Raw genomic sequence first — 18835 nt, forward strand, 5'->3', positions numbered from 1 at the left:
CTACCTCGAGACGGAGAGCCGCGCTTCGACGCGGCGCAGGATGGCGGCCAGGATCGAGCAGGTCGCGATGTAGAGGCCGCTCGCCACGATCCATGTCTCGATCACGCGGAAGGTCTCGACGTTGATCTTGCGCGCTTCGAAGGTGAGTTCGGGAACCGCAATCGCGGCGGCGAGCGAGGTGTCCTTGAAGAGGCCGATGAACGTACTCCCAAGCGCCGGCAGCACGGCGCGGATCATGACCGGCAGGATGATGCGACGGCGGATCTGTCCTTCTGTCAGGCCAATGGCGAGACCTGCTTCGCGCAGGCCCTTGGGAACGCCGATGAGGCCGCCGCGGAACACCTCGGCAAGGTAGGCGGCCGAGTAGAGCGCCAGCGCCAGTACGAAGGAGCTCTGCTTCGACAGGCGAAGCCCGAGCTGGGGTAGCGCGAAGAAGGAGAACAGGACGATGACGAGAAGCGGCAGGTTGCGGAACAGGGTGACATAGGCGCCGGCCGGCGCTGAAAGCATGCGCATCCGGCTGATCCGACCGAAGGCGAGCACAAGCCCGAGGACGCAGCCGATGCCGATTGCGACAACCGCAAGCACGAGGCTGAGGCCGAGACCCCACAGAAGGTTATCAAAGTTCCGCCAGACGGCGTCGAAGTTGAGGGTATATCCCATCGGGATCGCTCGCGTGGCGGGGACAATCGGGTCGGGGCGGTCCGGACTGGATGGCCGGACCGCCGGTTCGGACGGTTACTTGAACTCGACGGGGAAGCCGATCGCCGGGGGCGGCAGATCCTTCCCGAACCACATCTTGAAGGATGCCGCGTAGGTGTCGAACTCGACGCCGGTCATCGCCTCGTGCAGCGCGGTGTTGACGAAGTTCAGCCAGTCCTGATCGCCCTTGGCAACGGCGCAGGCATAGGTTTGCGGGCTCCAGCCGTACCCAGCGTCCTTGTATTGGCCGGGGTTCTGCGTGACGTACCAGGCGATCGACGACTGGTCGGTGGCTGCGGCGTCGGCACGGCCCGACTGGAGCGCCTGGTAGAGGAGGTCCTGCGACTCGTACTGGTCGACCTTCGCCTCGGGCAGGGCCTTGTGGACGAGCTCTTCGGCATAGACGTTCTGAAGAACGGCGATGGTCACGGACGAGCCCGCTGCCTTCAACGCATCGTAGTCGGCATACTCGCCGCTTTCCTGCAACATCAGGCCGACGCCCTCGCGGTAGTAGGGAATCGTGAAGTTGACCTGCTGGGCGCGCTCGCCGGTCACGGTCATGAACTGGCAGGTCATGTCGACCTTGCCCGTCGTGATGTTGGGGATGCGGGCGTCGGACGACTGGTTGACGAACTCGACCTTCTCCGCGTCGCCGAACAGCGCCTTGGCGACGATCTTGGCCATGTCGACGTCGAAGCCCTGGAGCGTGTCGGACGCATCCTTGAAGTGCCAGGGCGCATTGGTCGATCCGGTGCCGACCACGAGCGTCCCGCGCGCCAGAACGTCGTCCAGCTTTGCCGCCTGGGCACCCGTCGGGAGAAGGGCGACGGATGCGGTCGCCATGAGCCCAAGAACTACAGCCTTCACAGTCATTGCCATTCTCCTCGAGTCATGTCCGCTATAACGGACGTTTGACCGCAACAGCGGAATGCCTTATCAATGGTCATGCCTTGATCTTTGTCAACCGCCTTTCGGGAGAGTATGATGGGACCTGCATTCGAGACCCCGGCGGTGGTGATCGATCTCGCCATCGCGCTGCGCAACATATCCCGTGCGCAGGCTCATCTGGCCGAGCAGGGCTCGCCGTGCGTCCCCACATCAAGACCCACAAGCTGGCAAAGCTTGCAGTTGCGCAGATCGCGGCCGGGGCCGTCGGCATCACCTGCCAGAAGATCGGGGAAGTCGAAGCGCTTCTGGACGAGGCTCCCACCATCATGGACGTCTTCCTGTCATATCCGGTGCTTGGGACCGCGAAGCTGGCACGGCTGAGGACATTGGCGCGGCGCACCCGCCTTTCCACCGTGGCCGATAGCCAGGAGGTCGTCGAAGGCTTGTCTGCGGCCTTTGAGGGCGAGCCGCAATCCCTGCGCGTCCTTGTGGAATGCGACACGGGTGGAGCCCGCTGCGGCGTCCAGTCTGCCGAGGAGGCTGCCTCTTTGGCCAGGCGCATCGCGGAGGCGCCGGGGCTGGAGTTCGGCGGGCTGATGACCTATCCCGCCGCCGGCGGCCAGGCTTCGGCAACCACGTTCCTTGCGAAAGCGAAGGCGGCCATCGAACGTCAGGGGCTGGAGGTGCCTGTCGTCTCGTCCGGCGGAACGCCCGATCTTTGGGAGACGCGTGCCGATGGCATCATCACGGAGTACCGGCCCGGCACCTATGTCTACAATGATCGCTCGCTTATCGCCCGCGGTGCCGCTGCGGAGGCGAACTGCGCGCTACGGGTCGTCGCGACCGTCGTCTCAAAGCCGACGCCGCAGCGCGCGGTGATCGACGCGGGAACCAAGGTCCTGACCTCCGACCTGCTCGGTCTTGTCGGCCACGGTCTGGTCTGCGGTCTGCCGGACGTGACGATCGACCAGCTTTCCGAAGAGCACGGACGCCTGACCAGCGCAAACCCGATCCCATTGTCAGTCGGCGACAGGGTCGAGATTGTCCCCAATCACGCCTGCGTCGTCAGCAACATGGTGGACGCCGTTCATGTTCGGATGCCGGATGGCGCCATTGAACTCTGGCCCGTCACGGCGCGTGGACGCGTCACCTGAAGGACGGGGTGAGCCAAGCGCGAGGCGGCCGCTTATTCTGGATCGCCCGCAGGCGCCGATAATTATTCGTTAGAGCCCCAGTTCGGTCAGGCCGGGATAATCGTCGGGGCGCTTCTGGCCCTCCCACAGGAACAGTCGCTCTGCCTGGCTGATCTCCACGTCGTTGATCGAGGCCTCGCGGCGCTCCATCAGGCCATTCTCATCGAAGCGCCATTGCTCGTTGCCATGGCTGCGAAACCATCGGCCCTCGCCATCGCGCCATTCGTAGGCGAACCGGGCGGCGATCTGGTTGCCGTGAAATGCCCAGACTTCCTTGATCAGGCGATATTCGTGCTCGCGGTCCCATTTGCGGGTAAGGAAGGCGACGATCGCCTCGCGCCCCTGAAAGAATTCGGATCGGTTTCGCCACCAGGAGTCTTCGGTGTAGGCCAGCGAGACCTTTACGGGGTCGCGGCCGTTCCAGGCGTCTTCGGCCCGCCGCGCCTTGATGGCCGCGGTCTGCGCATCGAAAGGTGGAAGCGGCGGTCGTTGTTCAAGCACTGGTTTCCTCCGGCATTGGACGGCGCCCACCTTGCCGGCGCCGTCCGTCGCTTGTCGAGCGGGCGCTCAGTCCTGCTTGTAGCCGAGAGCGGGGAAATTGCCCTCCGGCTGATGGTAGCGGTACGGCAGGAACTTTCCGGACATGGTGATGCGCACCCGATCGCCTGCGTCGTTCGGCTCCCGCTCCATCTGAAGGTCGAAGTCGATGGCAGACATGATGCCGTCGCCGAACTCCTCGTGGATATATTCCTTCATCGTGGGGCCGAAGACCATGATCGCCTCGTGAAAGCGGTAGAGCGTCGGGTCCGTCGGCGGCACAAGGCTCTGCTCGCCTCGGTAGGGCACTTCCCCGAGCATCTTTTCTTCGGCCGGCGTAAGGCCGAACAGCGCCGCAGCCTTGGCGGCCTGCACCTTTGGCAGGCGCATCTGACCCAGCAGCGCCGTCATGATGTAGAGCTGCGAATAGCCGCCGATCTCCTCGGCGATACCCTTCCAGGTCAGGTTTTTCTCGCGCTTCACGTCGAATATCTTTTCGACCAGATCCATGCGTTTCATTGCAATGTTTCCTTTCATACTGAGCGTGTTCCGCACCCCCGGCGGGCGCGGCATGTTCTGTTCAGGAAGCCGCGCGGCCGTCGGTCTGCGCCTCGGCAGCAGCAGCGAGCGCGGGTCCCGCGTCGGCGATGGGCTGGACCACCGGCGGCGCCTTGGCGTTCCAGGAGAGGCCGCCGGCAATCTCCTGTCGGAAGGTGGCCGAGCGGGTGACCAGGAAGTCCATCAGATGGTTGCGCAGCGCGTAGTAGCCGGGTAGCCGGTGCAGGTCGTTGCGTACGCGGTCGCGCGGCAACGTGTTGTGAACGATCTCGGCGACGTGCGCGCCCGGCCCGTTCGTCATCAGCACGATCTTGTCGGCGAGATAGATCGCCTCATCGACGTCATGCGTGATCATCAGGACGGTCTGGTCGGAGGAGACGCAGATGCGCCGCACCTCGTCCTGCAGGGTGCCGCGGGTCAGAGCGTCGAGCGCCGAGAACGGCTCGTCCATGAGCAGCGTTTTCGGCTCGATCGACAGCGCGCGGGCAATGCCGACGCGTTGCTTCATGCCGCCGGACAGTTCGGCCGGCTTGCGGTTTGCCGCTTGCCCCAGCCCGACAAGCTCGATGAAGCGCATCGCGTGTTCGCGGACCTTATCCTTGCTCCATTTCGGCTGGCGGGCCGACACGGCGTAGGAGACGTTGCCCAGAACGCTCATCCAGGGCAGCAGGGCGTGGCCCTGAAAGATGACCGCGCGATCGAGCGAGGGGCCGTCGATTTCCTTGCCGTCGACGATGACGACGCCGTCCGAGGGCGCGTCGAGCCCGGCAAGGATGTTGAGAACGGTCGTCTTGCCGCACCCCGAATGGCCGATGATGCAGACGAACTCGCCACGGTCGATCGCCAGCCAGAGGTCCTCGAAGATCGTCAGTTCGCCTTCGCCTTTGCGCGGATAGCGCTTGGCGATGCCTTCGATGGAGATCAGTCTTTTGCCGGGCATGGAAGCTCCCGTCCGGGTTTGCTGTTGGGTCGCTGGGCGGCGCTTGAGCGAGAGAATGTTATTCATTGCGCTCGCCTCACTCCGGGAACGTCACGAGGCGCGCGGCGCCTGCAAGAATCTGGTCGAGGATCATGCCGATGACGCCGATCATCAGGATGGCGACGATGACGTTGACGATGGATAGGTTGTTCCATTCGTTCCAGACGAAGTAGCCGATGCCCGTTCCGCCCACGAGCATTTCGGCCGCGACGATGACCAGCCATGCAATGCCGATCGAAATCCGCATGCCGGTGACGATAGTCGGCGCAGCGGCCGGCAGGATCACCGTAAAGGCCCGCTTCAGCGGCGAGATTTCCAGCGTGCGGGCGACGTTCAGCCACTCCTTGCGGGTATTGGCGACGCCGAAGGCGGTGTTCACCAGCATCGGCCAGATCGAGCAGATGAAGATGACGAAGATCGCCGAGGTCGATGAATCCTGGATCGTGTAAAGTGCGAGCGGCATCCAGGCCAGCGGCGAGACCGGCTTCATGATCTGGATGAACGGGTTCAGCGCCTTCGACACCAGCGGCGACATGCCGATCAGGAAGCCGAGTGGCACCGCCACGATGAACGCCAGAGCGAAGCCAAGAAGAACGCGGCCGAGCGAGTAGGCGAGCTGGATGCCGATGCCCTTCGAGTTCGGGCCCCGGTCGTAGAACGGGTCGGACAGATGGCCCCAGAGCGTAGAGAAGAGGTCGACGGGCCCGGGCATGGCCGAGGCGCCCTGCGTAACCTGCGCGCCCATCAGCGCTGCATATTCGGGGTCGAGCCCCTCGGCCGCCGTGCCCCCGCCGGTACTCCAGTGCCAGAGCACCAGGAAGGTCGCGAGGATGGCAAGCGACAGGAGGCCCGCCCGCATATTCTGCGAAAGCGTCATGCGTCAGCTCCGCTTGATCGGGAAGGAGGCGAGGTAGCCCTCCGGGTCCGCCGGGTCGAATGCCTTGCCCATGACCGAGAAGGTCTTGGTGGTCTCGGCAGGCGGCGTCAGGCCGGCCTCTTCCATCAGGCGGCGGGCGTCGGTGGCGAGATAGACCTCGGAGGCGATGCCGGCATAGTCGATATCGCCCTGCACCTGACCCCAACGCTTCATCTGCGTCATGATCCAGACCGCGAAGCTCTCCCAGGGGAAAGGCTCGAAGTCGATGCGGTTCGGATCCCGCTGCACGGTGCCGAGGCCGTCGGCATAGGTGCCCGTCAACACCTGGTTCACGACCGTTTCGGGCTGGTTGAGATATTCCTGTGGCGCGATGGCGGTGGCGATCTCGGCGCGATGCTCCGGGTCTGTCGCGTAAGCCGTCGCCTCCATGATGGCGCGCAGAAGTGCGGCGTAGGTGTTCGGCGAACCCTCGACGAAGGCGCGTGAGGCCGCAAAGCCGCAGCACGGATGCCCATCCCAGATCTCCTTGGACAGCATGTGGATGAAACCGACGCCGTCATAGACTGCGCGCTGGTTCACCGGATCGGGCGCAAGGAAGCCGTCGATGTTGTCGGCACGTAGATTGGCGACCATCTCTGGCGGCGGCACGGCGCGAATGGAGACGTCGGCATCCGGGTCGATGCCGGCTTCCGCCAGATAGTAGCGCAACAGGTAGTTGTGCATCGAATAGTCGAAGGGCACTGCGAAGCGGAAGCCCTTCCAGTCTGCCGGGTCGCGACGGTCGCGTTGCTTCATGGCCAGCGTGATCGCCTGCCCGTTGATGTTCTCAACCGCCGGCATAGTGTAGGGCACGGCGTTTGCGCCGGCGCCCATGGTGATGGCGATCGGCATCGGCGCCAGCATATGGGCAGCGTCGTACTCGCCGTTCATCGTCAGGTCGCGGATCACCGCCCAGCCCGCCGTCTTCACCACGTTCACGTTAAGCCCCTGGCGCTCGTAGAAGCCCATCGGGTGCGCCATGATGATCGGTGTCGCGCAAGTGATCGGAATGAAACCGACGTTGAGGTCGGTCTTTTCGAGCGGCCCTGTCCCCTGGGCAAGAACCTCCGAAAGCATCCCGACCGGCAAGAACTGCGCGATGGCGGCCGCGGCGGTCGTGGTGCCAACTGCCTTGAGGAACGCGCGGCGCGAGCGGTCTTGCGGGAAGATGGCACGTACCAGGGCGCTTTCGACGACGCGCGTCACCCGCGCATTGCTGTCCTCTGCCACCGCTCGCGCCTCAAGGCGGAGCGCGGCGTCGTGCTCGGCATCGCTGACATGCTTTCCGCACGCGCAGCGGCCAAGCGCGGTGCCTGGAAGGAACGGACTGTCGAAGAGACCCATGAGGCAGCATCCTTGTTCGAGGCGGGGCTGTCGTCCTCGATGCAAACGCCATGCCAAGTCGGATTGCGGGCTACCGTCGGCGCGTTGGACACAGCCGACGAGAACAATCACGAAATTTCGTTTCGTAAAAATACGAAATCTCGTTAGATCAACTCATGATGCTGACACTGCCAACCGTTCCCATCTCGCTGGCCATTCTCGTCGTCGATCCGTCCCGTGACCGGGTGGTCGGCGCAAACACTTCTGCCGAACGGCTCCTTGGCGCTGCCGATGGAGCACTTCTTGATGCCCGGTTTTCCGCTTTGCATCCCGGGCAGCTCCCCGCGCTGATCGTCTTCTGCGATGCGGTGCAGACCCTCGGACACTACTGGACGCGCGGCCTTACACCCCGGCATGCAGGCGGCGGCGATATCGAGGTGGAGTATCGCGGCGATCGCATCGAGGGGCCTGACGGCCAGACGCTCATCCTGCTCACGGTGATCGACCTGAAGGAGCAGGCGCGCCACGCGACCGACGCGTCAGCCAACCGCTTCCACGACGCGGGAATCGCCGAGTGGCAGCGGATCGATCGCATCTTCCGCGATATCGAGCGTGAGAACCAGTTGATCCTTCGTGCGGCCGGTGAGGGTATCTACGGTGTCAACGCGGACGGTAAGACGACATTCCTCAACCCTGCCGCCGAAGCGCTGCTCGGTTGGCGCGCCGAGGACCTCGTCGGTCGCGATATGCATGAAACCGTGCATCACCATCATGCAGATGGCCGCCCCTACGCCAACCATGCGTGCCCGATCTACGCGGCCTTTCGCGATGGGGCGGTTCATACGGTGGACGACGAGGTCTTTTTCCGGCGCGACGGCACGTCGTTCCCGGTCGAATACACATCTACTCCGATCCGCGAGCGAGGCGTTGTCGTAGGGGCGGTGATCGTCTTCCGCGACGTGACCCAGCGCCGCCGTGCGCAGGAGGAGCTTCGCGGAGCGCTGGCCGAGAACGACCGGCTGCGGCAACGCCTCGAGATGGAGAACGCCTATCTTCAGGAGGAAATCCGCAACGAGTTCCATGATCGCGGGATCGTCGGGCGATCGGCCTCGGTCGAGATGCTGCGCCGACGCATCGGCCTCGTGGCGCCTTCCGACGCCGCTGTTCTTGTCACCGGAGAATCCGGGACCGGCAAGGAGCTCGTCGCACGCGCCATCCACGAGGCAAGCGGGCGCGGCAACCGGCCTCTCATCCGCGTCAACTGCGCCGCCGTGCCGCGCGATCTGTTCGAATCCGAGTTTTTCGGCCATGCGCGGGGCGCATTCACGGGCGCGCTCCGTGACCGCGCCGGACGTTTCGAGCTCGCAGACGGAGGCACGCTGTTTCTCGACGAGGTCGGCGAGATTCCGCTCGAGCTTCAGGGAAAGCTCCTGCGTATCCTGCAGGAGGGTCAGTACGAGCGGATCGGCGAGGAAAAGACGCGCGAGGTCGACGTACGGATCATCGCGGCGACGAACCGCGACCTGCAGGCCGAGGTTGCCGCCGGACGCTTCCGCTCCGATCTCTATTTCCGCCTGAACGTCTTTCCGATCGAACTCGTACCGCTGCGCGAGCGCTCAGAGGACATCCCGCTTCTCGTCACCCATTTTCTCGAAAGCCCGACACGCAAGGGCGGCCCCAAGGACCTGCGCATCAGCAGCGCCGACATGCAGCATCTTCTCGACTACGATTGGCCGGGCAACATTCGGGAACTGCAGAACGTGCTCGAACGGGCGATCATCCTGGCGAAGGACGGACGTCTCCTGATCGACCTTCCTGCTTCTCCGGGCCGCGCCGCGCGTATCGACGACCGCGCCGGATCGGGCAGGAATGCGATTGCAGTCGATGGAAGGCCACGGCCCGAGATCGAGCGGCTGGCTGCCGAGCGCGCCGACATCGAACAAGCGCTTCGGCTCGCCAAGGGAAAGGTTTCCGGCGCAGGCGGCGCCGCCGAACTGCTCCAGCTCCGGCCAACCACGCTGGCGTCCCGGATCAAGGCGCTCGGCATCCGAAGCTGGCAATTCAAGGATAAATGAAGAAGCCAGCTATCCCGATAAATGCAAACACCTTGCCTGAGGTCACGGGCGCGAAAGGCGCGCCTTCTGGTCGCACGCAGCAACCGATACCGCTCTCGAAGCCTTCTGCTTGACCGAGTGACACTCGGCAATCCTCGGGAGCGGGCACCATGCTGAAGAAGACATCTGTCGAGGACATCGTCGAGCACGCGGAACATCTTCAGCCGCTGAACCCCACCGCAGCCGTCGCTGCGGTTCTCCACCAACGGTATTCTTCCAAGGGCGCATCCCCACTTCTCTATGTCGCGCAGACATCGCGCCGGGCACGGGATATCGCCTCGCTGGTGTGCACGCTCGCCGCCGACAACGAGGCTGCGGCTTTCTTCCCTCGCTGGGACGGTTTCCCCGAAGAAGGGATACCGGCAAGTGTCGAAGCCTCCGGAACCCGCATGGCCGTCTTGCGCTGGCTGCTCGACCGTCGCCGGCGTCCGGGCGTCATCGTCACAACCGCAGCTTCCGTCCTTCGTCGCGTTCCGCCGCGCCGGATCTGGCGCAACCTCCATGTGGAAATTGCCGTCGGCGATACGCTTGATGTCGAGACCGCGAAGGCCAGGCTTCTGGACCTCGGTTATACGCTGGACGAGCGCGTCGACGCGCACGGCGAAATTGCCGTTCGCGGCCACGTACTGGAGGTTTTTCCAGCGGCCGCGCCGCGCCCGTGCCGGGTCGAGTACGAGGATGGACGCGTCCGGGCCATCCGGTCCTACGATCCGACGACGCAACGCTCCGTAGGTTCGACAGAAAATCTGATCGTCGATCCTGCCGGCGAATGCGTCGGCGAAGAAGCCGGAAGCCGCGCCCTGCTTCTGACCCAGGCCTATAGCGATGTCGAGACGATCTTCGACTATGTGCCTGACAGCGAAATCCTCATCGAGGAGGGTGTCGAAGATCGCGCCGCCGAATTCCTGGCAATTGCAGCCGAAGGCGAGAACAATGCCGACTTCCTCGGCAAGGACGAGTGGCAAGGCAGTCTCGCCGCGCGACTGGGCGCGGTGGTGCACGAAGGTTCCACTGAACGCGGCGAAGCTCATTTGCCTGCCTTTGCCGGCGAAGCCGATCCGTTGGAAGCCTGTTACCGCTTCGCGGCACCGCTGATCGATAAGGACTACCGCTTCGTTCTTGCAGGTCGCTCGGGCCAAATGTTCCGGTTTTGGGCGCGCCGGCTGTCCCGCAGGCTTGGGACGCCCCTTGGTGAGGCTGCCAACTGGGATGCCGTGCGCAGTGCCGCTACCGGCACCGCACATTGGCTGGCTGCGCCAATCGACGAGGGGTTCGTCAGTCACGGAGAGCGCATCGTCGTGGTTGCCTTGCGCGATCTCGTCGGCCAGAGCCTGCAGGAGCGAAGCGATGCAAGCTTCGACGCATCCACGCAGGCCGCGGAGGCATTCTCGATCGGCGACGCGATTGTCCACTTCGATCACGGGGTCGGTGTGCTCGAGGGTCTGGAAGATCTCGACGGGAGATCCGAGGCGATGCGCCTTCGCTACGCCGACAACGCAACGCTTCTCGTTCCGATGGACGAAGTGGGCGCCCTTTGGCGCTATGGCGGCAGTGGCGAGGATGCCCCGCTCGACAAGTTGAAAGGCGGCGGATGGGTCACCAAGCGTGACGCGATGATCGGCGAGGTCGGGCGCACGGCCGAAAGGATGACGGCGCTCTTGCGCGAGCGCGAGGCCATGCGCTGCGAGCCGATCCGGCCCGACCGCGTTGCCTTCGAGCATTTCTGCGCCCGCTTCCCCTATGACCCCACGCCCGACCAGGCAAAGGCCGCAAGCGACGTTCTGAGCGATCTCGCCTCGGGCCGCCCGATGGACCGGCTGTTGTGCGGCGATGTCGGTTTCGGCAAGACGGAGATTGCTCTGCGCGCGGCGGCGGCGGCCGTGTTTGCGGGGCGACAGGTTGCGGTGGTCGCACCCACCACGATCCTGGCGCGCCAGCACTTCGACGTGTTCCGCAAGCGGTTTGCCCGGCACGGACTCGAGGTCGTGCAGCTTTCCCGTATCCAGAAGCCAGCCGAGGCCCGGGCCGCAAAGGCAGCGATGGCAGATGGCACGGCCCGCATTCTGGTCGCCACGCATGCAATCTGCGGAAAGGGCGTCGATTTCGATGACCTTGCACTCGTGGTCATCGATGAGGAACAGCGCTTCGGCAGCCGCCACAAAGCGGCAATGCGCCAACTGGCAGAAAATCTGCACGTCCTTTCGATGACCGCGACGCCGATCCCCCGCACCTTGCAGGCCGGTTTTGTCGGGCTGCACGATGTCAGCGTGATCGCAACCCCGCCGACGCGCCGGCGCCCTGTGCGCACCACCAGCGTCGCCTTCGAGGATGCGACGATCCGTAATGCGCTGCGCGAGGAGCATAAGGGAGGAGGGCGCTCCTTCGTCATCTGCCCCAGGATCGAGGATATCGACACGATGGCGGAGCGGATCCGCGGCATCGTCCCGGAGCTGGAGGTGGCGGTGCTCCACGGCCGGATGAAGGCCGCCGAGGCCGACCGCGTCATGCTGGCCTTCGCAGACGGAGGGGCGGATGTGTTGGTTGCCACCAATATCGTGGAAAGCGGCATCGACATTGCCGTGGCCAACACCATTGTCGTCACGCGGCCGGACCGCTTCGGGCTGGCGCAACTCCACCAGTTGCGTGGTCGAGTTGGGCGCGGTGCGCGCCGCGGCGCGATGCTTCTTGCGACGGAACCCGGCGAAGAACCGACCGGCGCCGCACGCCAACGGCTTGAGACGCTGGAGCGGCTCAACCAGCTCGGCGCGGGCTTTGCAATCAGCGCACGCGACCTGGACCTTCGCGGTGCCGGCGAACTGCTCGGCGAAGAGCAGGCAGGGCATCTGCGCATGATCGGCGTTTCGCTCTACCGCCGGATGCTTCAGCGCTCGCTTGCGAATGCGCGGGGCGAGACCCCACAGGACGAGTGGCGTGCGCAGGTTGGCATCGGTATCGAAGGCACGGTTCCGGCAGAGCATCTGCCCGAACCCGAACTTCGTATCGAGCTTGCCTCTGCGCTCGATCGGGTCGATGACGAGCCTGGTCTGGACAGGCTGCACAGTGACACGCTGGACCGCTTTGGCCCAATGCCAGCAAGCCTGGAAACGATGTTTGCGTTGGCGGCATTGCGTCTGCGCTGCCAGACGTTGGGCATCCGCCGGCTCGACGCCGGGCCGAAAGCCGTGGCGGCGACTTTCGTGCAGGCAGATGCGGCGGCGTTGCAGAAGCGGATAAGGCTAGAGACAGACGGGCCGCTTCGCTGGTCGGACTGCAAGCTGGTTCTTGAGGTTGCCTCCCAGACGGATGCCGAACGATGGGAAGCGGTGGAGGCTCTCCTCGACCGGCTGGCCTGACATGCGGCGGGCTGCTTGGGTTTGGGCGCCGATCCTGAAATTCCGGAGACAATCCACGCATGAATGAACGAACGGCGCGGCTCGGCTTTCCCGTAAAGGTGATGGCGCGGGACGATCTGAAGAGCAACGACACGCGTCGTGCGGCCAGTGATCCGCATCTGAAGGTGTCGCTCGAATATGTCGACGCGATCCTCGATCATCTGGACCGACACGATATCCGGATGTACCGGATGTCGTCGGATCTTGCGCCCTATGCCACGCATCCGGACATGCCGCAGTTCCACGCGATGGTTGACGAAAGCCATGCCGAGCTTGCCGCGCTCGGACAGAAGGCGCGGCGGCTCGACATGCGGTTGTCGTTCCACCCATCGCAGTACATCGTGATCAACAGCCCGGACGACGCGCTCGTCGAGCGCAGCGTGCGCGACCTTCTTTCCCAGGCGCAGATGCTGGATCTCATGGAACTCGGCCCGGAAGCCGTGCTGGTTATCCATGTCGGCGGGACCTATGGCGACGTGGAAGCCGCGCGTGCACGATGGGTCGAAACCTGGCATCGGCTGCCCGAACCGGTGCGACGCCGGCTCGTTCTGGAGCATGACGACCTGCGCTTTTCCGCCGCCGACGTGCTCTGGATCCACGAGCATACCGGCGTGCGCCTCATCTTCGATCATCAGCACTTCTGGTGCCTGAACCCGGAGCGCGCCGATCTGCGGGCCACCCTTCAAGCAATCTTGCGGACATGGCCCAGCGGCCAGCAGCCGAAGGTACACTTCTCGTCCCCGCAAACGCAGATGCGAGAGCAGGAGACGATCGATCGCAAGACAGGCAAGAAGAAGATGCGGCTGACGCAGCCCGTCTTCACCGGGCATGCCGATTTCTGCAACCCGTTCGAATTTGCCAACTTCATGCGGCAGGCGGACGGCCTTCAGTTCGACGTGATGCTGGAGGCCAAGGCCAAGGATCTGGCGCTCCTTCGGCTGCGGCCCGATCTTCTGCGCTATGCGCCCGATGTCGCCAGGCGCTTTGGCCTCGAAGGAGAGCCGTTGGACCCTCCGCCTGCCTGATCGGTGCCCATTGGAAGCCCCCTCCGGCTGCCTCAGGCGCGGCCATCGGAGCGGAGGAAGGCGTCGGCGGTACGCAGGCTGAGGGCCATGATGGTCAAGGCCGGGTTGGCCGCAAGCGAGGTTGGAAACACGGAGTTGTCGGCGATCCAGAGATTGCCGATGTCGAAAGTGCGTCCGAACCGGTCGACCACGGCGTCATCACCGCTCAGGCCCATGCGGCATGTTCCGATCGTGTGCGCGGTGCGCTCGAGTACCCAGATGTCCGTTGCGCCCGCGGCCTCCCAGAGCGAGCGCATGAACGCGACTGCGTGGGCCTTCAACGCCTTTTCGTTTTCGCCATAGGAGAAGCGGATAAGCGGCTTGGCCATCCCGTTTTCGTCCCGCTCGTCCGAGAGCGTCAGGCGGTTGTCGTCGCTTGGCAGGCATTCGCCGTTGATGCCGATGCCGGCAAGATGGTTGTAGCGATGGAGATACTCTATCAGCTCGCGCCCCCACAGTCCGCGGCCGCGCGCAACCTGGTCCGCAAAGGTCTGCAGGACGACGCCAAGGCTCTGAACAAGATAGCCGCCGGCGAACTGAGCCTTTTCGGGGCGCACCATCTCTTCGGTCATCATCGACGACGGATAGCCACGATGCATGTGCATCTCGGGTTCGAAGGTTCCCCAGACCTGGGTCGCGACATGGGCGGTGTAATTGCGTCCAACCTGCCCGCTGGAATTGGCAAGGCCCGTGTGCAGCAGCAGCCGGGGCGTCTCGATGGCGCCGGCGCAGAGAAAGACGGCAGCGCAGCGCTGCCGCCGGTTGCGACCGTCTTTCGTATAGACGACGGCGCTGATGTTGCCTTGAGCGTCCCTCTCGAAGCCATGCGCCATGCACTCCGCACGGATCTCGGCCCCGTGTGCAACGGCCAGGGGCAGGTAGGTCACGTCCATAGACGACTTCGAGCCGTTGCGGCAGCCCTGGTGACAGTAACCGCATCCCACGCAGGCATGGCGTATTCCGTGCCCTTCCTGCTCGACGCGTCGGGAGACCAGCGCGGCGGGCGCATCGGCATGGCGAACGCCAAGGGCCGTACAGGCATGCGCCATCGCGCGCGCCGGTGCGTTGCGTGCCACCGGAGGGTGCGGGTAGCGTCGGCTTTCATCCCAGGGATAGCTTGCCGGCCCGGAAACGCCGATAAAGCGCTCGACATCCTCATAGTAGGGAACGAGCTCATCATAGCCGAGCGGCCAGTCCACGCCCTTGCCGGTCTCTGTCTGCAGGCGAAGATCGCGGCGGTCGACCCGTGGCACGAAGGCGCCCCAGTGCAACGTCGAGCCACCAACGCCGATGCCGCTGTTGTTGGCGCCGAATGCCTCGGGCGTCGCACCGCCGCTGATCCGCTCGCGCATCCAGTAAAGGTCTGCCGAGGCAGTCTCGTCGGCAACGAACTCGCTTTCCGGATGGCGATTGGCACCGGCTTCGAGGGCCACCACCTTCAATCCCGCCCGCGCGAGTCGGGAAAGAAGAGGCGCGCCGCCCGCTCCGGTGCCGATCACCACGGCATCGACCATGTCTTCGTCCCGGTAGCGCACCATACGATCAAGGTTCATCGCGTGCCCTCGATCTCGGCATCGGTCCAGCCTTCGAAGGCTGCGCCGCCATGCGCACCGTTTGCCTGCCCCTCGTAACCGATCGAGGCGATGGCCTGGGGATGCGCTACATAAAGCCTCACGGCATCCGAACGCAGATCCTCGAACCAGTCCGACATCTGCGCGGCGTCCAGACCGGTGGCCGCGGGGCGAACGAATGTCCCTTCCGCGATGGTGGTCAGCATACGCTGCTGCGCGGCCGTCGGCAGACCCGCGAAGCCCGATGCGCCATCCCGCCGGCTTGCGGCATCGAGCGTATCGAGCGCCAGGGCATAGGCCTTTGCGTCGTCCGGCAGGCGCTCGGTGCGCCACCCGTTACCAGCCCGCGAATGGAGGTTCATATCTATGCGCTTTGCAAGATCGAGGCCCGGTATGTCATGCGGAACCACTTGCGCCAGAACCGCACGCAGGGTGCGGTACTGCGACCCTGTCAGGCATTTGGGGGCCTCGTCGGCCAGGTCCGGCTGCGCACGATCTGCAAGGATTGCAGCAAGACGCGGCGAGACGCGGTTTTCGTCATCATGGCGCATCTGCACGTGGTCGGTCAGGCTGCGATGGTTTTCCGACAACGGCCCGCTCATTCTGCCTCCTCGCCACAAAGCGTCGACATCGCCATGATATGTGCGAGGTGGCTGAGGCCTTGCGGCATGTTGCCGAGGTAGGCGCCGGTCGCCGGGTCGATCATTTCGGAAAGCACTCCGGCGCCATGCTCCAGCGCACGGTCCAGTCCGGTCAGCCTTTGGCGCGCTTCCCCGGCCTGCCCGAGGATCGCCCAGGCCTCCACCATCCAGTATGAGCAGGCGAGGAAGCAGCCTTCCTCTTTCTCCGCGCCGGAGTAGCGGTAGTGGAACGGCCCTTTGCCGAGTTCCCGGTCGATGGCTTCGAGCGTCGCGCGAAGGCGGTCGCGGCCGTCGAAGCCGAAGCGCACGGCAAGCGCCAATGAAGCATCCAGGCGCGTCGTGCCGGGGTACATGGTGAAGGCGCCGGCCTTCTCGGACCAGCAATGCTCTTCGATCCAGGCGGCGATCCGGTCGCGTTCGCGGGTCCAGCGCTCGCGACATGTCGTGGGAAGCTGCCCGGCATCGGCCAGCTCCACCGCGCGGGCAAGTGCCTGCCAGCAGCTTATCTTCGACATCGTGTAGTGCTGGATGTCTTCCAGCTCCCAGATGCCGCTGTCCGGGGTGCGCCACAGATCGGCGCACTCGTCGGCCAGGCCGGAAAGCGTCGCGGCACTGCGGTTATCGAGTATGTTGCCGCGCTCCACGAAGCGTGACGCCGTCTCGAAAATATCGCCATAGACTCCGTGCTGGCGCTGCTTGGCGGCGACGTTTCCGGTGACGACCGGCTTGGAGCCCTGATAACCGGGCATTGCCCATTCATGGACGCCGGAGACGGGACCGCCGTCGAGCGCGTAGCAGACCTGCGTGCCGTGCTCTTCGATCTGGTCGAGCAGCCACGAGAACGCCGCCTTCGCCTCGGCTTCCGCACCGGCGGCAAGGAACGCCTTGATGGTGTAGCCGGCGTCACGCACCCAGGCGTAGCGGTAATCGTAGTTCTTCGGGCCGCCGATCTTTTCGGGAAGCGAGGTTGTCGGGGCAGCGGCGATGGCGCCCGAGGGCGAAAACAAAAGCAGTTTCAAGGCTAGCGCGCTGCGCAGGAAAGCATGGCGGTTTTCCCCGTCATAGGCGACCCGGTCGGCCCAGACCCGCCACTCATTGTCGGAAATGTCGATCCGCTCGTCGATCTCCTCGATCGATGGAACGACAAGCGGACCGTCGCTGCAGACGACGATGGCCAGCGTGCGCTTCTCACCCTCGTGCATTTCGAAGCGGCCGGACACGCATTCGTCGGACCAATCCATTTCGAGCTCCGGCGAATGCAGGAACAACCCCAGTACCGTCCCGACATTGAACACGGTCTGCTTGCCGATGGTCGAATGATAGGGATTTACCGTGTCGCCGCGACGGCCCGGCCGCATCAGAACATCGAAGGTGAGGGAACCGCTGACGCATTCGACACGGCGTGCGAGTTCGCCCCAGGGCAGGCGTCCCGCCGTGCCGCTGTTCAGCGACTCCGTCATGACCGCTTTGCCCCTGGCCGTGGTGAACACGGTCTCGAAGACGTTGCTGGCCTCGCGATAGCGCTGCTCGACCTCGAACGGCTCGTCCGGGCAGATCACGAACCGGCCGCCATTCTCGCCGTCGAGCAAGCGGTCGAAGAGCGGGGGTGAATCCATGTTCGGAACGCACCACCAGTCTATCGAGCCATCGGCCCCGGACAGCGCAACCGAACGCCCTTCGCCGATGGCTCCATAATCCTCCAGCGCCAAATACCCATCCGTGCGTTCTCCGCGGCGACGGTCTCTGAGGTTTCCGGGAAGCAAGGTGGCAACGCGCTCGAAAAAGGTCATCCACGCTTCCCCAGGGTGCCACGTGTCAGGGCCCTCAATGCCGCGCCTGCGAGCAGCAGGCCGCCGGCAGCAGCCACCTTGAGCAGGCGCACATCACGGCTCGTTATGTACTCGGAGCGAGAGCCGACGACATCTCGCGTCCTCGGCCCATCGATGCGGGCCAGCCCTTCCGCTGGCGCTGCGAGGTTGCCGTCGCGGGGCGGCATCGCATCGCCTTGCTGCGCCTGCATCATGCTCGCCGCCTTTCGGTCCGCGATGCCCGGCGCCAATGCCTGGCCGAGCGCCATCATCATCGTCGACCGCCCAACCCAGATCTCGCGCTGCGGATTGCGGACGGAAGAGTAGACGGCCTCGGCACACAGGCGCGGATCGAACAAGGGGTCCGGGATGACCTGTTCATGGCCGGTGCGATTGCGCGCCCAGGTTGGTTGCGGTGTGTTCACCCCCGGCAGGTAAACGACAGACAGGGTAATCGGCGACTTTTCGGCGATCAGTTCGCTCCGCAGCGAGTCCGTGAATCCGCCGACGGCGGCCTTTGCCGCGCAGTAGGCGGCCTGCAGGGGCGCTGCCCGTATGGCAAGGCCGGACGAGACCTGAATGATCGCGCCTTTTCCCTGACGGCGCATCTGGCGCAGCGCAGCAAGCGTGCCGTAGACCTGCGAAAGGTAGGTGGATGCCGCAACCTGCTGGTATTCCTCGGGGGTGATCTCATGAGCGGGCGCGACGACCGTAGTCATCGCATTGTTGACCCACGCGTCGATCCGCCCGAACTCGGCGATCACACGGTCGGCTGCGGCGCTGACTGCGGCTGGGTCCGCAACGTCGGCCTCTATTGTTAGAACACCGCCGCCATGGCGTTCGAACTGTCGTTTCGCCTCGTCCAAGCGGGCGGCACCACGGGCGAGAATAGCGACCTGCCAGCCGGATTTCGCAAAGCGTTCGGCAATCGCAAGCCCGATCCCGGCGCTCGCACCGGTGACAACCGCTACTTTCATTCTCTGTCTCTCCTGGAATGCGCAAGTCGGTGAAGACGATTACCGATGCGCCAGGTAGGAGGAGCGGTGATTGCCTTGCGTTGCACAACGTGGAAAGCCCGAAGACGTTTCTGTGAAATTGTGCGTTGCAGGTGCGACCAATTAGCCAGCTCGCGATATGGGGAAGGGAACC

At 64.5% G+C, this 18835-nt stretch carries 14 protein-coding genes and 1 pseudogene; 4 read left to right on the plus strand and 11 right to left on the minus strand.

The features are described from left to right. Positions 1 to 663 (minus strand): amino acid ABC transporter permease, encoded by a 663-nt coding sequence (locus AUL31_RS03520; protein ID WP_060601367.1) that lies wholly within the window; start codon positions 661 to 663, stop codon positions 1 to 3. Positions 664 to 738: 75 nt separating this feature from the next. Then, on the minus strand, positions 739 to 1575 hold the full coding sequence (locus AUL31_RS03525; protein WP_060601370.1) for a transporter substrate-binding domain-containing protein: 837 nt from the start codon (positions 1573 to 1575) through the stop codon (positions 739 to 741). Between the two features lie 111 nt (positions 1576 to 1686). Here AUL31_RS03525 and AUL31_RS03530 point away from each other — a divergent pair. After that, a pseudogene (locus AUL31_RS03530) lies at positions 1687 to 2744 on the plus strand (alanine racemase). Between the two features lie 69 nt (positions 2745 to 2813). Here AUL31_RS03530 and AUL31_RS03535 read toward each other — a convergent pair. The 5 genes from AUL31_RS03535 to AUL31_RS20215 form a co-directional block, all read right to left on the minus strand. Continuing rightward, positions 2814 to 3284, minus strand: coding sequence for a nuclear transport factor 2 family protein (locus AUL31_RS03535; protein ID WP_060601373.1), 471 nt, complete (start codon positions 3282 to 3284; stop codon positions 2814 to 2816). 66 nt (positions 3285 to 3350) lie between these two features. Continuing rightward, positions 3351 to 3839 (minus strand): cyanase, encoded by a 489-nt coding sequence (cynS, locus tag AUL31_RS03540; protein ID WP_060601377.1) that lies wholly within the window; start codon positions 3837 to 3839, stop codon positions 3351 to 3353. 61 nt (positions 3840 to 3900) lie between these two features. Next, on the minus strand, positions 3901 to 4818 hold the full coding sequence (locus tag AUL31_RS03545; RefSeq protein WP_060601383.1) for an ABC transporter ATP-binding protein: 918 nt from the start codon (positions 4816 to 4818) through the stop codon (positions 3901 to 3903). A 76-nt stretch (positions 4819 to 4894) separates the two neighbouring features. After that, entirely contained in the window at positions 4895 to 5734 is an 840-nt protein-coding gene (gene ntrB, locus AUL31_RS20210) for a nitrate ABC transporter permease (protein WP_060601387.1), read from the minus strand. Positions 5735 to 5737: 3 nt separating this feature from the next. Next, on the minus strand, positions 5738 to 7117 hold the full coding sequence (locus tag AUL31_RS20215) for a CmpA/NrtA family ABC transporter substrate-binding protein (RefSeq protein ID WP_060601391.1): 1380 nt from the start codon (positions 7115 to 7117) through the stop codon (positions 5738 to 5740). 155 nt (positions 7118 to 7272) lie between these two features. Here AUL31_RS20215 and AUL31_RS03560 point away from each other — a divergent pair, with 155 nt between their 5' ends. The 3 genes from AUL31_RS03560 to uvsE all read left to right on the plus strand — a co-directional run bounded on the left by AUL31_RS03560 (position 7273) and on the right by uvsE (position 13627). Continuing rightward, positions 7273 to 9171: a sigma 54-interacting transcriptional regulator gene (locus tag AUL31_RS03560; protein WP_244489303.1), complete on the plus strand. Its 1899-nt coding sequence runs from the start codon at positions 7273 to 7275 to the stop codon at positions 9169 to 9171. Positions 9172 to 9320: 149 nt separating this feature from the next. Next, positions 9321 to 12563 (plus strand): DEAD/DEAH box helicase, encoded by a 3243-nt coding sequence (locus tag AUL31_RS03565; protein ID WP_060601397.1) that lies wholly within the window; start codon positions 9321 to 9323, stop codon positions 12561 to 12563. Between the two features lie 59 nt (positions 12564 to 12622). Then, entirely contained in the window at positions 12623 to 13627 is a 1005-nt protein-coding gene (gene uvsE / locus AUL31_RS03570; RefSeq protein WP_060601400.1) for a UV DNA damage repair endonuclease UvsE, read from the plus strand. Between the two features lie 32 nt (positions 13628 to 13659). On the opposite strand, the gene AUL31_RS03575 is transcribed toward uvsE, so the two are convergent. The 4 genes from AUL31_RS03575 to AUL31_RS03590 are packed head-to-tail and all read right to left on the minus strand — an operon-like array spanning position 13660 to position 18663. Further along, on the minus strand, positions 13660 to 15219 hold the full coding sequence (locus tag AUL31_RS03575) for a GMC family oxidoreductase (protein ID WP_060601403.1): 1560 nt from the start codon (positions 15217 to 15219) through the stop codon (positions 13660 to 13662). After that, positions 15216 to 15839, minus strand: a complete 624-nt coding sequence (locus AUL31_RS03580) for a gluconate 2-dehydrogenase subunit 3 family protein (protein ID WP_060601406.1) — start codon at positions 15837 to 15839, stop codon at positions 15216 to 15218. The genes AUL31_RS03575 and AUL31_RS03580 overlap by 4 nt, the downstream gene beginning before the upstream one ends. Then, positions 15836 to 17668 carry a glycoside hydrolase family 15 protein gene (locus AUL31_RS03585; RefSeq protein ID WP_082646762.1) on the minus strand — a complete coding sequence of 611 codons (1833 nt, stop codon included), beginning with the start codon at positions 17666 to 17668 and terminating at the stop codon, positions 15836 to 15838. The genes AUL31_RS03580 and AUL31_RS03585 overlap by 4 nt, the downstream gene beginning before the upstream one ends. Next, complete coding sequence (locus AUL31_RS03590; RefSeq protein WP_060601410.1) at positions 17665 to 18663, minus strand: SDR family oxidoreductase; 999 nt, start codon at positions 18661 to 18663, stop codon at positions 17665 to 17667. Before AUL31_RS03590 ends, AUL31_RS03585 begins: the two co-directional genes overlap by 4 nt. Between the last annotated feature and the right edge of the window lie 172 nt (positions 18664 to 18835).

This window comes from Aureimonas altamirensis (genome assembly GCF_001463885.1).
GTDB classification, from domain to species: Bacteria; Pseudomonadota; Alphaproteobacteria; order Rhizobiales; family Rhizobiaceae; genus Aureimonas; species Aureimonas altamirensis.